This is a genomic window from Pseudomonas putida W15Oct28, assembly GCF_000708715.2.
In the GTDB taxonomy this organism is placed as follows: Bacteria; Pseudomonadota; Gammaproteobacteria; order Pseudomonadales; family Pseudomonadaceae; genus Aquipseudomonas; species Aquipseudomonas putida_R.
This window is the reverse complement of sequence record NZ_JENB01000005.1, coordinates 1-13959: the sequence shown is the minus strand read 5'-3', so window position 1 is coordinate 13959 and position 13959 is coordinate 1. Positions and strand designations below refer to the sequence as shown.

The window sequence follows — 13959 nt, the reverse complement described above, 5'->3', positions numbered from 1 at the left end:
TGCACCGAAACGGGCCGGATTTGTTTCTTCGCGCCCCGAACTTGTGCGGGAGCGGTGACAGAACAGTTACCGATGAATGTCGGGTAACAGTAAAGCAAAAACCCCGCCGGTTGCCCGGGCGGGGTTCTCTGACGCATACACACTCCCTGTAGGAGCGGCCTTGTGTGGGAGCGGGCGCGCCCGCGAAGCAGGCAACCCGGTGGATGGCACCGGCTGCGCCGGTGTTCGCGGGCTCGCCCGCTCCCACATAAGGCCGCCCGCACAAGGGCCCGCGCTCTGCCTCGATATCAGGCCGAAGCCAGGTTCATGGCCTTGTGGGTATCGATCAGGTGCTGCACCACACCTGGGTCAGCCAGGGTCGAGATGTCGCCCAGCGCATCGTATTCACCGGTGGCAATCTTGCGCAGGATACGGCGCATGATCTTGCCCGAACGGGTCTTCGGCAGCCCCGGCGCCCACTGGATCACGTCCGGCGAGGCAATCGGGCCGATCTCCTTGCGCACCCAGTTTTTCAGCTCCAGGCGCAGTTGCTCACTGGCCTCAATGCCGGAATTGAGGGTGACATACACATAGATGCCCTGGCCCTTGATATCGTGCGGCACGCCAACCACTGCAGCCTCGGCAACTTTCGAATGCGCGACCATGGCGCTTTCGATTTCGGCAGTACCCATGCGGTGGCCGGACACGTTGAGCACGTCATCCACGCGGCCGGTGATCCAGTAGTAGCCATCCTCGTCGCGACGCGCGCCGTCGCCAGTGAAGTACATGCCACGGAAGGTCTTGAAGTAGGTGTCGACAAAGCGGTCGTGGTCGCCGTACAGCGAACGCGACTGGCCTGGCCAGGAGTCGAGGATCACCAGGTTGCCTTCGGCTGCACCCTCGATCAGGTTACCGAGGTTGTCCACCAGCGCGGGCACCACACCAAAGAACGGGCGGGTTGCCGAGCCCGGCTTGAGGCCGGTAGCGCCTGGCAGCGGGCTGATCAGGATGCCGCCGGTTTCGGTCTGCCACCAGGTGTCGACGATCGGGCAACGCTCCTTGCCCACAGTCTTGTAGTACCAGTTCCAGGCTTCAGGGTTGATCGGCTCGCCCACCGAGCCAAGCAGGCGCAGGCTGGAACCATCGGCACCCTCAACAGCGGCCTGCCCTTCGGCCATCATCGCGCGAATGGCGGTTGGCGCGGTGTAGAGGACGTTGACCTTGTGCTTGTCGACGATCTTCGAGACGCGAGTAATGTCCGGGTAGTTTGGCACGCCTTCGAACAGCAAGGTGGTGGCGCCGTTGGCCAGCGGGCCGTAGACGATGTAGCTGTGGCCAGTGACCCAACCGACGTCGGCGGTGCACCAGTAGACCTCGCCCGGGCGATAGTCGAACACACGCTCATGGGTCAGCGCGGCATACACCAGGTAACCGCCAGTGGTGTGCAGCACACCCTTCGGCTTGCCCGTGGAGCCGGAGGTATAAAGGATGAACAGCGCTTCTTCAGCACCCATTTCTTTTGGCGCGCAGTGGCTGGAGGCCACTTTCATCAGGTCTTCGTACCAGATGTCGCGGTGCTGGTGCCAGGCAATATCACCACCGGTGCGCTTGCACACGATGATCTTCTGCACGCTTTTGGTTTCAGGGTTGGTCAGCGCCAGGTCGACGTTGGCCTTGAGCGGGGTACGACGGCCGCCACGCACGCCTTCGTCGGCGGTGATCACCACCTTGGATTCGCAATCGATGATGCGGCCGGCCAACGCTTCAGGGGAGAAGCCACCGAACACCACCGAGTGGATCGCGCCAATGCGGGCACAAGCCAGCATGGCGACCACGGCCTCGGGGATCATCGGCATGTAGATGGTCACCACGTCACCACGGTGCACGTCCTGGCCACGCAGGGCGTTGGCAAACTTGCAGACCTGCTCGTGCAGTTCACGGTAAGTGATGTTGCGGTGTTCGGAAGGGTCGTCGCCTTCCCAGATGATGGCCAGTTGGTCACCGCGCTCTTCGAGGTGGCGGTCCAGGCAGTTGGAGGACACGTTCAGAGTGCCGTCGGCGAACCATTTGATATCGACGTGGTGGTCGTCAAAGGAGGTTTGCTTGACCTTGGTGAACGGTTTGATCCAGTCGATACGCTGGGCCTGCTCGCGCCAGAAGCCGTCCGGGTTGATCACCGATTTCTGGTACATGGCCTTGTAGGTGGCCTCGTCGGTCAGGGTAGTGGCCGCAACCTCGGGACGAACGGGATACAGTGGAGCCGCACTCATCTGTGTTACCTCGGTGTAATAGTTGTTTTTGTATGGAACCGTTTGTAACTGTACCAGAGCGACAAAAGCCATTCGACGTTGGTAGTAATTTGGCACGCCCGTTCCGATAAAGCCCTCTAGCTCGGGCATTACAGCCCATGCAGCGAGAAAAAGAAGGGGGTTAACACGGGATTGTTACAGATTCTGTCAAAACACTTTATCAAAAGACCCACTGTTTCAGCCTTGGCCACCGCCATAAAATTCACCTCGCCAGCAACGGCAAGGCGATTAACAACTGGTAACAGCCCCCACGAAGGCAAGCGTTAATCTCCATCTCATCCCGATAGTTAAAACTAGCAATACTCGCGGCGCCATAAGCGCCGCGTGCCCCCTCACGACCTTAGACAGGTAAATAGAAAATGAAAGCTTTACTGGTATTGGTACTTGGCAGTCTTTGCGGCGCGGCGATGGCCGGCGAAGCCAAAGATGCCGAGCAGATTCCGGTTGAACAGTACAGTTACTCGCAGCACCTGGACATTGCCCGCGTCATTTCCATGAGCGAAGTGCCCAATGTGTGCGAAGTCGTGCCAGCCCGCATGACCTACGAGGACTCCCAAGGCCAGAAGCACATTCTCGAATACCGCGTGATGGGGAACGGCTGCTCTAACGGCTGATACCTTATGAATGGGGGCCCTGCGGGCCCCTTTCGCGACACAAGGCCGCTCCTACAGGAATTGCGCAGGTTCCAAACCAGACGCAATACCTGTAGGAGCGGCCTTGTGTCGCGAAAGGACTGCAAAGCAGTCCCACGCTTGTTGCCCAACAACTAATCCGAAGACTTGTTAAGCGCGTAATCCCTCAACTTGTTGGCAATTGTCGTGTGCGAAACACCCAATCTTTTCCCCAACGCCCGACTACTCGAAAATTCCCCCATCAAACTTTCCAGTACGGCTTTTTCAAAGCGCCCGACAATCTGCGAAAGATCCCCTTCCAGCGAAAACTCACCCAACGGTTGCCGCGCGCCATAATCCGGCAAGCGAATATGCTCGCTCTTGACCACGCCGCCTTCACATAAAGAGACCGCCTGGAACAATACGTTTTCCAACTGCCTTACATTGCCCGGCCAATGGTATTGCCCAAGTTTTTCCATTGCTGCCGGCGCCAGACGTGGCATGGCGCAGCCGATCTGCCGGCTGGCCTGATCGAGAAAGTGCTGTACCAGCCCTTCCAGCCCATCCATGCATTCACGCAAAGGCGGAATGTGCAGCGACAATACGTTGAGGCGGTGATACAGGTCCTGGCGAAACTCGCCACGGGCACACAGTTCGGACAAATCCACCTGGGTCGCGCAAATCACCCGCACATCCAGGTATACCTCTTCATCGCTGCCTACCCGGCGAAAGCAGCCGTCCTGCAGAAAGCGCAGCAACTTCACTTGCAGGCGCGGGCTCATCTCCCCTACCCCGTCAAGAAACAGCGTGCCGCCGGCAGTCAGCTCCAGCAGCCCCAGCTTGCCCTCCGCCCGCGCCCCTTCGAATGCCCCGGGGCCGTAGCCAAACAGCTCGGTCTCGGCCATCGACTCCGGCAACCCGGCGCAATTGAGCGCCATCAGCGGTGACTGGCCGCGCGGGCTGGCCAGGTGGCAGGCGCGCGCCAGCAGCTCCTTGCCAGTGCCGGTCTCGCCCTCAATCAGCAAGGGTGCATCCAGCGGCGCCATGCGCCGCGCCTCCCGCACCACGGCGGCCATCACCCGCGAGCTCTGGAAGATACTGTCGAAACCGCGCAGCTCCTGCTTGCGCACGTTGTAGATGCGCTCGCCGATGCGGTCGGCCCGGTGCAGGGTAAGTACCGCGCCCGCCAACGCCTCACTGTCATCGTGCTCGGACTGCAACGGCGCGATATCGGCCAGGAACACATCGCCTTTGACCTTGATGCGCATGCCGTTGATACGCGACTTGTTGGCCCGCACCAGCTCCGGCAGGTCGAAATCTTCCACGTAGCGCGCCAGCGGCATGCCCGGCACCTCGTCCACCCGCACCCCCAGCAGCTGCGCCGCCGTGCGGTTGGCGGCGACGATACTGCCGCCCATGTCGATCGACAGCACCGGGAAATCCAGCGCGCCCAGCAGTGCATTCAGCTCCATGTGCCGCCGCTCGCTGGGCATCAGCCCCACACGCTTGACGCCGAACACCCCGGCAATCGCCTCGAACTTGGGCCGCAGTGCCTGGAACTGAATGTTGATGAGGTTCGGGCAATGCAGGTAGATGGCGTTGCCGTGGTCACCGCCCACCTCACCGCGCAGCACGTTGATGCCGTACTCCACCAGCAGGTTGAGGATGTCGCGCAGGATGCCAATACGGTTCTGGCAATGCACTTTGATACGCATGAGGGCTCTCGAAGCGCCAATGTTTTTCAACATCGCGCAGAAAATTCGTAAAGATAAGCTGACAAAAACAGCGTAACCATCAGCCAGATGCCTCGGATTTTCCGACACCTGCTTGATTTTGTAAAATTATCGTTACGAAAGTGAGGGTGACGAGCAACTGCAAGCCCTGCCATCCATCGTGCAAACCGACCCGGGTGGGGATATTACTTAGGCATGTCCTGCACATAACAAGAAAAGCCCTCACCAGGAGAGCCTCATGAAACAGACGCAATACGTGGCACGCGAGCCCGATGCGCATGGTTTTATCGATTACCCGCAGCAAGAGCATGCGGTATGGAACACCCTGATCACCCGCCAGCTGAAAGTAATCGAAGGCCGCGCGTGCCAGGAATACCTGGACGGCATCGACCAGCTCAAGCTGCCCCATGACCGTATTCCGCAGCTGGGCGAGGTCAACAAGGTGCTGGGCGCCACCACCGGCTGGCAAGTTGCCCGGGTACCGGCACTGATCCCCTTCCAGACCTTCTTCGAACTGCTGGCCAGCAAGCGCTTCCCGGTTGCCACCTTCATCCGCACCCCGGAAGAGCTGGACTACCTGCAAGAGCCCGACATCTTCCACGAGATCTTCGGCCACTGCCCGCTGCTGACCAACCCGTGGTTCGCCGAGTTCACCCACACCTACGGCAAACTCGGCCTGGCCGCGACCAAGGAACAACGCGTGTACCTGGCGCGCCTGTACTGGATGACCATCGAGTTTGGCCTGATGGAAACCCCGCAGGGCCGCAAGATCTATGGCGGCGGCATCCTCTCGTCGCCGAAGGAGACCGTCTACAGTCTGTCTGGCGAGCCTGAGCACCAGGCCTTCGACCCGATCGAGGCGATGCGTACGCCGTACCGCATCGACATCCTGCAGCCGCTGTATTTCGTGCTGCCGAACATGAAGCGCCTGTTCGACCTGGCCCACGAAGACATCATGGGCATGGTCCATAAGGCCATGCAGCTGGGCCTGCACGCACCGAAGTTTCCACCCAAGGTCGCCGCCTGAGCGACCTTGCCGATAACAACTCGAACCGGAAAAAACCCATGAATGCCTTGAACCAAGCCCATTGCGAAGCCTGCCGCGCCGATGCCCCGAAAGTCACCGACGAAGAGCTGGCCGAGCTGATTCGCGAAATCCCGGACTGGAACATCGAAGTACGTGACGGCCACATGGAGCTTGAGCGCGTGTTCCTGTTCAAGAACTTCAAGCACGCCTTGGCGTTCACCAACGCCGTGGGCGAAATCGCCGAGGCCGAAGGCCACCACCCAGGGCTGCTGACCGAGTGGGGCAAGGTCACCGTCACCTGGTGGAGCCACTCGATCAAAGGCCTGCACCGCAACGACTTCATCATGTGCGCGCGCACCGACAAGGTGGCCGAAACGGCTGAAGGCCGTAAGTAATCGCTTAGGATCCGGGGCCGCTTCGCGCCCCTTCGCGGGCTTGCCCGCTCCCACAAAGACGGCGCGCGGCCCTGGTTTTCGCGGGCCCTGTGGGAGCGGGCAAGCCCGCGAAGGGGCGCGAAGCGGCCCTAATTATCTGCAGGAAAAATGTGCGCTGTTCGCCCGCAAAACCGACAAGCGACCGGTAAAAAATCCAAACTGTCATCCAGACTTGTGTATCCTGCCCCAGCTTTGCGAAGCCCCAAACGCGCCTGGCGCAGACTTTTCACTCACACTTGCGAGGAACGACGAGATGCACGAAATCCCGAATCTTCCCTTCCCAAGCCTGAACCCAGAAGAGCCATCCGTGACCGTTCATGCTGAACCGGCAGCTGCCGTCGAGCAGGATGGTGACGATCAATCCAGCGCTGACCAGGAATAACTGCGCATCCCCGACTGTGTGAAAACGGCTGACCTGCGGGCTACCCCCGTCATCACGTTTTCACACCGTCCTGAACACACGTAGGTCCCCATGCCCGACTCACCGCGCCCCCTTGCGGTTACCCTGCAAGTCGTCTCCATCGTCCTCTTCACCTTCATCGGCTACCTGAACATCGGCATTCCACTGGCCGTATTGCCTGGCTATGTGCATAACGATCTGGGTTTCAGCGCCGTGGTCGCCGGCCTGGTGATCAGCGTGCAGTACCTGGCCACCTTGCTCAGCCGCCCCACCGCCAGCCGCATCATCGACAACCATGGCAGCAAGAAAGCCGTCCTGTATGGCTTGGTCGGCTGCGGGCTTAGCGGAGTGTTCATGCTGGCCTGCGCCTTCCTCACCCACCTGCCCTGGCTGAGCCTGGCCTGCCTGCTGGTAGGCCGCCTGGTGCTGGGCAGCGCGGAAAGCCTGGTGGGCTCGGGTGCGATTGGCTGGGGCATCGGCCGGGTGGGCGCCGAAAACACCGCCAAAGTCATCTCCTGGAACGGCATCGCCAGCTATGGCGCACTGGCCATCGGCGCCCCGCTGGGCGTGCTGATGGTCAAAGGCCTGGGGCTGTGGAGCATGGGCGTGAGCATCATCCTGCTGTGCGTGCTCGGCCTGCTGCTGGCCTGGCCCAAGCAGGCCGCGCCCATCGTCAGCGGTGTACGCCTGCCGTTCCTGCGGGTGCTGGGCAAGGTGTTCCCGCACGGTTCGGGGCTGGCCCTGGGTTCGATCGGCTTTGGCACCATCGCCACCTTCATCACCTTGTACTACGCCAGCCGTGGCTGGGCCGATGCGGCGTTGACCCTGAGCCTGTTCGGCGCCAGCTTCATCAGTGCGCGGTTGCTGTTCGGCAACCTGATCAACCGGATTGGCGGGTTCAGGGTGGCGATTGCCTGCCTGTCGGTGGAAACACTCGGGCTGCTGATGCTGTGGCTGGCCCCCAGCGCCGAACTGGCATTGGCGGGTGCAGCACTGAGCGGGTTTGGCTTCTCGCTGGTGTTCCCGGCGCTGGGCGTGGAGGCGGTGAACCAGGTGTCGGCGGCCAACCGCGGCGCGGCGGTGGGGGCGTATTCGCTGTTCATCGATTTGTCACTGGGGGTGACCGGGCCACTGGTGGGCGCGGTGGCGGCGGGGTTCGGGTTTGCTTCGATGTTTCTGTTCGCGGCGGCTGCCGCGGCTTGCGGGCTGGTGCTGAGCTTGTACCTGTACCGGCAGGCGCGGCGGCATAGAGATCGGGTACAAGAACCCTGACCCTTGCAGTGCCTGCACTGGCCCTATCGCCGGCAAGCCAGCTCCCACAGGCTCACCACAATGTTCAGGCCTGTGGTGATCCTGTGGGAGCTGGCTTGCCGGCGATGGGCTGCAAAGCAGCCCCCAGGCCTTTAAACCTAGCGCTGGGCGTACTGCAACACCACTTCCAGCGGGTGGCGCATCTTGCGCTCGGTCATGCGCTTGACCTGGCTACGGCACGAGTAGCCCGTCGCCAGCGGCTCCCCTTCCTTGTCCAGCTTGGTCGCCCAGCTCTGCTCGAAGATGGTCCGCGATGTTTCCTGGTTACGCGCCTCGTGCCCGTAGGTACCGGACATACCGCAGCACCCCGTCGCCTCGGTCACCAGCTTCAGGCCCAAACGCTCAAACACCTGCTCCCACTGCCGGGTGCTGGCTGGCACGTTGGTCTTCTCGGTGCAATGCGCCATCAGGCGGAAGTTGCCCGGCGCGGTCGGTGCCTGCTCGGGCAGCACATCCATCAGCCACTCCTGCGGCAACAGCACCTTCGGGCAATCTTCCAGCCCCGGCACTTTCTGGTATTCCTGGCGATACACCAGGGTCATCGCCGGGTCCAGGCCCACCAGCGGCACGCCACAGTCGGCCAGGGCCTTGAGCTGGGTGGCGTTGCGGATTGCCGCCTTGGCGAATGCACCGAGGAAGCCCTGCACATGCAGCGGCTTGCCGTTGGCGCTGTACGGCGCCAGGTACACCCGATGACCAAGGCGGTGTGCCAGGTCGATGAAGGCCGACAGCAGCGGCGTTTCGAAGTAGCGGGTAAAGGCGTCCTGCACCAGCACGATGCTGCGTTCGCGCTGGGCCGGGGTCAGTTCACGCAGGGCCGGCACGCTGGCCACGCCAACGCGACAGCGGGTCAGGGTAGCCTGGAAGTTGAAACGGCTGATCAGCGGGCTGTCCACCATGCCGATCTTGTCGGCCAGCAGCCTGGTCACCCACTTCGAGCCCATCACCGCGTTGTAAAGCCCTGGCGCGTGGGCCAGGTACGGAATGCTGAATTCCAGCGAGCCGATCAGGTAGTCACGCAGCGGGCGCTGGTAGCGGCCGTGGTACAACTCAAGGAAGCGTGAACGGAAGTCCGGCACGTTGACCTTGATCGGGCACTGCCCGGCGCACGACTTGCACGCCAGGCAACCGGCCATGGCGTCGTACACTTCATGGGAAAAATCTTCCTGCCCCTGGCTGCGTTCGCGGTTGTTGCGCAGGCGCGCCGGCAGGCCCTTGAGCCACGACACCTTGTTGCGCGCCGCGGCCAGCACGTCGATGTTCGCCTCGCCCTGCAGGCGCAGCCATTCGCGCATCAGCGAAGCACGGCCCTTGGGCGAATGCTGGCGTTCGCGGGTGGCCTTCCACGACGGGCACATGGCGTCGTTGGGGTCGTAGTTGTAGCAGGCGCCGTTGCCGTTGCAGTGCACGGCGCTGGGGAAGTCCTGCCACACGCGCTCGTCGATGGTACGGTCCAGGTCGCCGCGCAGGGTCACGCCATCAACCGGGGTCAAGCCCTCGACGCTGCCCGGCGGGGTGCAGATCTTGCCCGGGTTGAGCTGGTTGTGCGGGTCAAAGGCGCCCTTCAGGCGCTGCAGCGCCGGGTACAGCTCGCCGAAGTACTCCGGCACATACTCAGAGCGCAGGCCTTTGCCGTGCTCGCCCCACAGCAAACCGCCGTAGCTTTTGGTCAGCGCCGCCACCGCATCGGAAATCGGCTTCACCAGCGCAGCCTGCGCGGGGTCTTTCATGTCCAGTGCCGGGCGCACGTGCAGCACGCCGGCATCGACGTGGCCGAACATGCCGTAGGTCAGGCCGTAGCCATCGAGCAGCGCGCGGAAGTCGGCGATGTAGTCGGCCAACTGCTCCGGCGGTACCGCGGTGTCTTCGACAAACGGCTGCGGGCGCACCTCGCCCTCGACGTTACCCAGCAAGCCCACCGAGCGCTTGCGCATGACATAGACACGGGTGACCGCCTCGGCGCCTTCGGCCAGGGTATGCCCCAGGCGCTCGACGCTGGTGTCCGCCTGCAAGTGTTCGACAAAAGCCTGCACCCGGGCGTTGACCTCGGCCGGCTCGTCGCCACAGAACTCCACCAGGTTGATGCCCAGGGTGGGGCGCTCGGGGTCGGCCGGGAAGTACTCGGCAACGCTGTGCCAGACGATGTCTTTCATCGCCAGCATCAACACCCTGGAGTCGACGGTCTCGATCGACAGCGGCTTATGCGCCATCAGCGCATTGGCGTCGCGCAAGGCATCCATGAAGCTGGTGTAGCGCACGTTGACCAGCACCGCGTACTTGGGGATGGGCAGCACGTTGAGCTTGGCTTCGACCACGTAACCCAGCGAGCCTTCGGCGCCACACAGCACGCTGTTGAGGTTGAAACGGCCCTGCTCGTCGCGCAGGTGCGCCAGGTCGTAGCCGGTCAGGCAACGGTTGAGCTTGGGGAAGGTGGTTTCGATCAGCTCCGCCTGGGTTTCCTGAATCTCGCGGGCCATGCGGTACACCTCGCCGACCCGGCCGGGCGCGGCGCAGGCCTGCTCCAGTGCGGCATCGTCGATCGGCAGGCTGTGCAGGCGCTCGCCACCGAGCAGCACGCTGTGCAGCTCCAGTACATGGTCGCGGGTCTTGCCATAGGTGCAACTGCCCTGGCCGCTGGCGTCGGTGTTGATCATGCCGCCGACGGTGGCGCGGTTGGAGGTGGACAGCTCGGGGGCGAAGAACAGGCCGTGCGGCTTGAGCGCGGCATTGAGCTGGTCCTTGACCGTACCGGCCTGCACCCGCACCCAGCGCTCCTCGACGTTGATTTCGAGGATCTTGTTCATGTGCCGCGACAGGTCGACGACGATGCCGTCGGTCAACGACTGGCCGTTGGTGCCGGTGCCACCGCCGCGCGGGGTCAGCTTGACGTCCTGGAAGCGCGCCTCGCCCATCAGCGTGGCAACCCGCGCCACGTCGTCGGCGTCCAGCGGGAACACAGCGGCCTGGGGCAGGCGCTGGTAAATCGAGTTATCGGTGGCCAGCACGGTACGGGTGCCGTAGTCGGCACTGATCTGGCCACGGAAGCCGCTGTTGCGCAGGGCTTCGAGGAATTCGGGGTAGTTGGCGCTCGGTGCAACGGTCGGCAGCTGGGCGATCATCGAAGGATGGCCTCTTGATATTGGCTAATTCACGGATTCCTGTATCCCCGGCATAGGTGTTGCCATGCGGGGGTGACGTATAGGCCAATGTTCCTGTAGTTTCGCCTCAGGGGCAAACGGATAATCCTGCCGCTATCAATGACTTTTATGAATGAATTACCGCCACCTGACACCGTCCATGTCGCTGCTGCTGGCATTCGAGGCCGCCGCCCGGCATGAAAGCTACACCCGCGCCGCTGCCGAACTGTCACTGACCCAGAGCGCGGTCAGCCGCCAGGTGCAGGCGCTGGAACAGCAACTGGGCCTGACCCTGTTCCGCCGCGAGGGCCGCCAGGTGCAGCTGACCGATGTCGGCCGCCTGTATCAGCGCGAGCTCAGCGAGGCATTGGGGCGCATCCGCAGCGCCACCCTGCAGGCGTTGGCCTACCAGTCGGGTGTGGGCACCTTGCGCCTGGCCACCCTGCCCACCTTTGGCTCGAAATGGCTGCTGCCAAGGCTGCATGCGTTCTACGACGCGCACCCGGGCATGCTGGTGCACATTCATTCGCGCATCGAAGCCATCAACTTCGACACCAGCGAAATCGATGCCGCCATCGGCGTGGCCAGCCACGACCTGCCGGGGCTGATCTGCCATCGCCTGCATGCCGAGGAACTGGTGGTAATCCTGCCGCCGGAGGCCGGTGCGGATAGCCAAGGCTGGAGCCCGGCAAGGATCAGTGAAGAGGTGCTGTTGAATGTGGCCAACAACCCGCACGCCTGGGGCGAGTGGTTTTCACACCATGGCCTGCCGCACCGGTCGATGCGCCTGGGGCCGAGCTTCGAACTGACCTCGCACTTGATTCAGGCGGTACGGGCCGGGATTGGTATCGGGCTGGTGCCGCGTATTCTTGTGGAGGAGGAACTGGCCAAGGCAGAGCTGTACAGCCCGGGGGTGGCATTTGCCAGCCAGCGGAGTTACTACCTGATCTACCCGCCCAGGAATGAGGCCTTGCCGTCGTTACGGGCATTCAGGAGCTGGTTGCTGGAACAGATCTGAAGGATACGTTGCCCGTGCCGGCCCCTTCGCGGGTAAACCCGCTCCCACAGGGTCAGCACAGGATTCGAATGTTGCGCCGTACCTGTGGGAGCGGGTTTACCCGCGAAGAGGCCGGCACAGGCAATAAAAAACCCCAAGCCGGTCACCTGGCTTGGGGTTTTTGCATACTGCGTTGGGTTGCCTACTTGGCTACGGTACCCGCAGCCCCGCCAGCATTCATCCTGCGGCGCGGCTTGACCATGTAGATCACGAACATACCGAACAGCCAGAACGGAATTGCATACACCGAAACCTGAATGCCCGGGATCATCAGCATGATGCCCAGAATCAGCACCACGAAGGCCAGCACCACGTAGTTACCGTAGGGGTACCACAGCGCCTTGAACAGCGGCTTCTGGCCAGTACGGTCCAGGTGCTGACGGAACTTCAGGTGCGAGTAGCTGATCATCGCCCAGTTGATCACCAGGGTAGCCACTACCAGCGACATCAGCAGCTCCAGGGCGTTCTGCGGCATCAGGTAGTTGAGCAGCACGGCGACAAAGGTAACGGCAGCCGACACCAGGATCGCACGCACTGGCACGCCACGCTTGTCGACTTTAGCCAGCGACGCCGGGGCATCACCCTGCTCGGCCATGCCCAGCAGCATGCGGGCATTGCAGTAGGTGCCGCTGTTGTACACCGACAGCGCGGCGGTCAGTACCACGAAGTTCAGCAGGTGGGCGGCCACGTCACTGCCCAGCAGCGAGAACACCTGCACGAACGGGCTGCTGCCGTAGCTGCCACCCGAGGCATCGATGCTGGCCACCAGGTTGTCCCACGGGGTGAGCGACAGCAGCACCACCAGGGCACCGACATAGAAGATCAGGATGCGGTAGATGACCTGGTTGATCGCCTTCGGGATCACGGTCTTCGGCTTGTCGGCCTCGGCAGCGGTGAAACCGAGCATTTCCAGGCCACCGAAGGAGAACATGATGAACGCCAGGGCCATTACCAGCCCGCTGACACCGTTCGGGAAGAAGCCGCCATGCGACCACAGGTTGGCGATGGTGGCATCTGGGCCACCGCTGCCGCTGGTGAGCAGGTAGGCACCCAGGCCGATCATGCTGACAATGGCCACGACCTTGATGATGGCAAACCAGAACTCGGCTTCACCGAAGAACTTCACGTTCATCAGGTTGATGGCGTTGATCAGCACGAAGAACGCCGCCGCCGTGACCCAGGTAGGGATCTCCGGCCACCAGTAGTGAACATACTTGCCGACCGCCGAAAGCTCCGACATGCCCACCAGGATGTACAGCACCCAGCAGTTCCAGCCCGACAGGAAGCCGGCGAAACCACCCCAGTAATTGTGGGCAAAGTGGCTGAACGAGCCGGCCACAGGCTCTTCGACAATCATTTCGCCAAGCTGGCGCATGATCATGAAGGCGATGAAGCCGCAAATCGCGTAGCCAAGGATCATTGACGGGCCGGCGGATTTCATCACGCCTGCCGAGCCGAGGAACAGGCCGGTACCAATCGCACCACCAAGGGCGATCAACTGGATATGGCGGTTCTTCAGGCCCCGCTTGAGCTCGCCTGAATGCATGTTTTGTCCACTCATGAACGAAGTCACCTGCATTGTTTTTATCTGTGACGGAATCGGACCCACCGCGCTCGTGGCGCAGCGGAATGGGCAAGGTGGTTACCTTGGGTTTCTTGACCTCAGGTGCCGCCGAGGCGGGTCAACCAGGCGTGATCAAGAGTGCGCGGTACGCAAGAGGGTCACAGGTAAAACGCGGCGCACTGTATACCCCTGCAAACGCGCAGGCGTCAACGCGTTGCGTCCTTCCATCCGGAAAAAACGCAGCGATCCTGTGGTGTGGGCCTTGAAAGGCGAAGTGATCGGCGTACATGGCGCCTCCATTTGTTGTTTTGTCAGCCCGGCTCTGTGGACGGGCTCTTGCACACGGCAATGGCGGCTATAACACCGTGGGGACGGGGGTTTGGGCAAGGGTGGGCGG

At 62.2% G+C, this 13959-nt stretch carries 10 protein-coding genes; 6 read left to right on the top strand and 4 right to left on the bottom strand.

Annotated features, from left to right (window positions below; all coding sequences use genetic code 11):
• Nucleotides 1–287: 287 nt before the first annotated feature.
• Nucleotides 288–2249 carry an acetate--CoA ligase gene (gene acs / locus AK81_RS04400; protein WP_043197033.1) on the bottom strand — a complete coding sequence of 654 codons (1962 nt, stop codon included), beginning with the start codon at nt 2247–2249 and terminating at the stop codon, nt 288–290.
• A 398-nt stretch (nt 2250–2647) separates the two neighbouring features.
• On the opposite strand from acs, the gene AK81_RS04395 reads away from it, so the two are divergent.
• Nucleotides 2648–2902, top strand: a complete 255-nt coding sequence (locus AK81_RS04395) for a DUF2790 domain-containing protein (protein ID WP_003254526.1) — start codon at nt 2648–2650, stop codon at nt 2900–2902.
• 152 nt (nt 2903–3054) lie between these two features.
• On the opposite strand, the gene AK81_RS04390 is transcribed toward AK81_RS04395, so the two are convergent.
• Nucleotides 3055–4614 (bottom strand): sigma-54-dependent phenylalanine hydroxylase transcriptional regulator PhhR, encoded by a 1560-nt coding sequence (locus tag AK81_RS04390; RefSeq protein ID WP_043197032.1) that lies wholly within the window; start codon nt 4612–4614, stop codon nt 3055–3057.
• Between the two features lie 256 nt (nt 4615–4870).
• Here AK81_RS04390 and phhA point away from each other — a divergent pair, with 256 nt between their 5' ends.
• From phhA to AK81_RS04375, 4 genes are all read left to right on the top strand, one after another.
• Complete coding sequence (gene phhA / locus AK81_RS04385; protein ID WP_016498483.1) at nt 4871–5659, top strand: phenylalanine 4-monooxygenase; 789 nt, start codon at nt 4871–4873, stop codon at nt 5657–5659.
• A 38-nt stretch (nt 5660–5697) separates the two neighbouring features.
• Nucleotides 5698–6054 (top strand): 4a-hydroxytetrahydrobiopterin dehydratase, encoded by a 357-nt coding sequence (locus AK81_RS04380; protein WP_003254532.1) that lies wholly within the window; start codon nt 5698–5700, stop codon nt 6052–6054.
• A 292-nt stretch (nt 6055–6346) separates the two neighbouring features.
• Nucleotides 6347–6475: a hypothetical protein gene (locus AK81_RS30600; protein ID WP_016488505.1), complete on the top strand. Its 129-nt coding sequence runs from the start codon at nt 6347–6349 to the stop codon at nt 6473–6475.
• Between the two features lie 90 nt (nt 6476–6565).
• Entirely contained in the window at nt 6566–7765 is a 1200-nt protein-coding gene (locus tag AK81_RS04375; protein ID WP_043197030.1) for an MFS transporter, read from the top strand.
• Between the two features lie 137 nt (nt 7766–7902).
• Here the strand turns inward: AK81_RS04375 and ydiJ are convergent, their stop codons facing one another.
• Nucleotides 7903–10923: a D-2-hydroxyglutarate dehydrogenase YdiJ gene (gene ydiJ, locus AK81_RS04370; protein WP_043197029.1), complete on the bottom strand. Its 3021-nt coding sequence runs from the start codon at nt 10921–10923 to the stop codon at nt 7903–7905.
• Nucleotides 10924–11074: 151 nt separating this feature from the next.
• Here ydiJ and AK81_RS04365 point away from each other — a divergent pair, with 151 nt between their 5' ends.
• Nucleotides 11075–11959 (top strand): LysR substrate-binding domain-containing protein, encoded by an 885-nt coding sequence (locus AK81_RS04365; RefSeq protein WP_043197027.1) that lies wholly within the window; start codon nt 11075–11077, stop codon nt 11957–11959.
• Between the two features lie 181 nt (nt 11960–12140).
• Here AK81_RS04365 and AK81_RS04360 read toward each other — a convergent pair whose 3' ends face one another.
• Nucleotides 12141–13559, bottom strand: coding sequence for an amino acid permease (locus AK81_RS04360; protein WP_162491969.1), 1419 nt, complete (start codon nt 13557–13559; stop codon nt 12141–12143).
• Between the last annotated feature and the right edge of the window lie 400 nt (nt 13560–13959).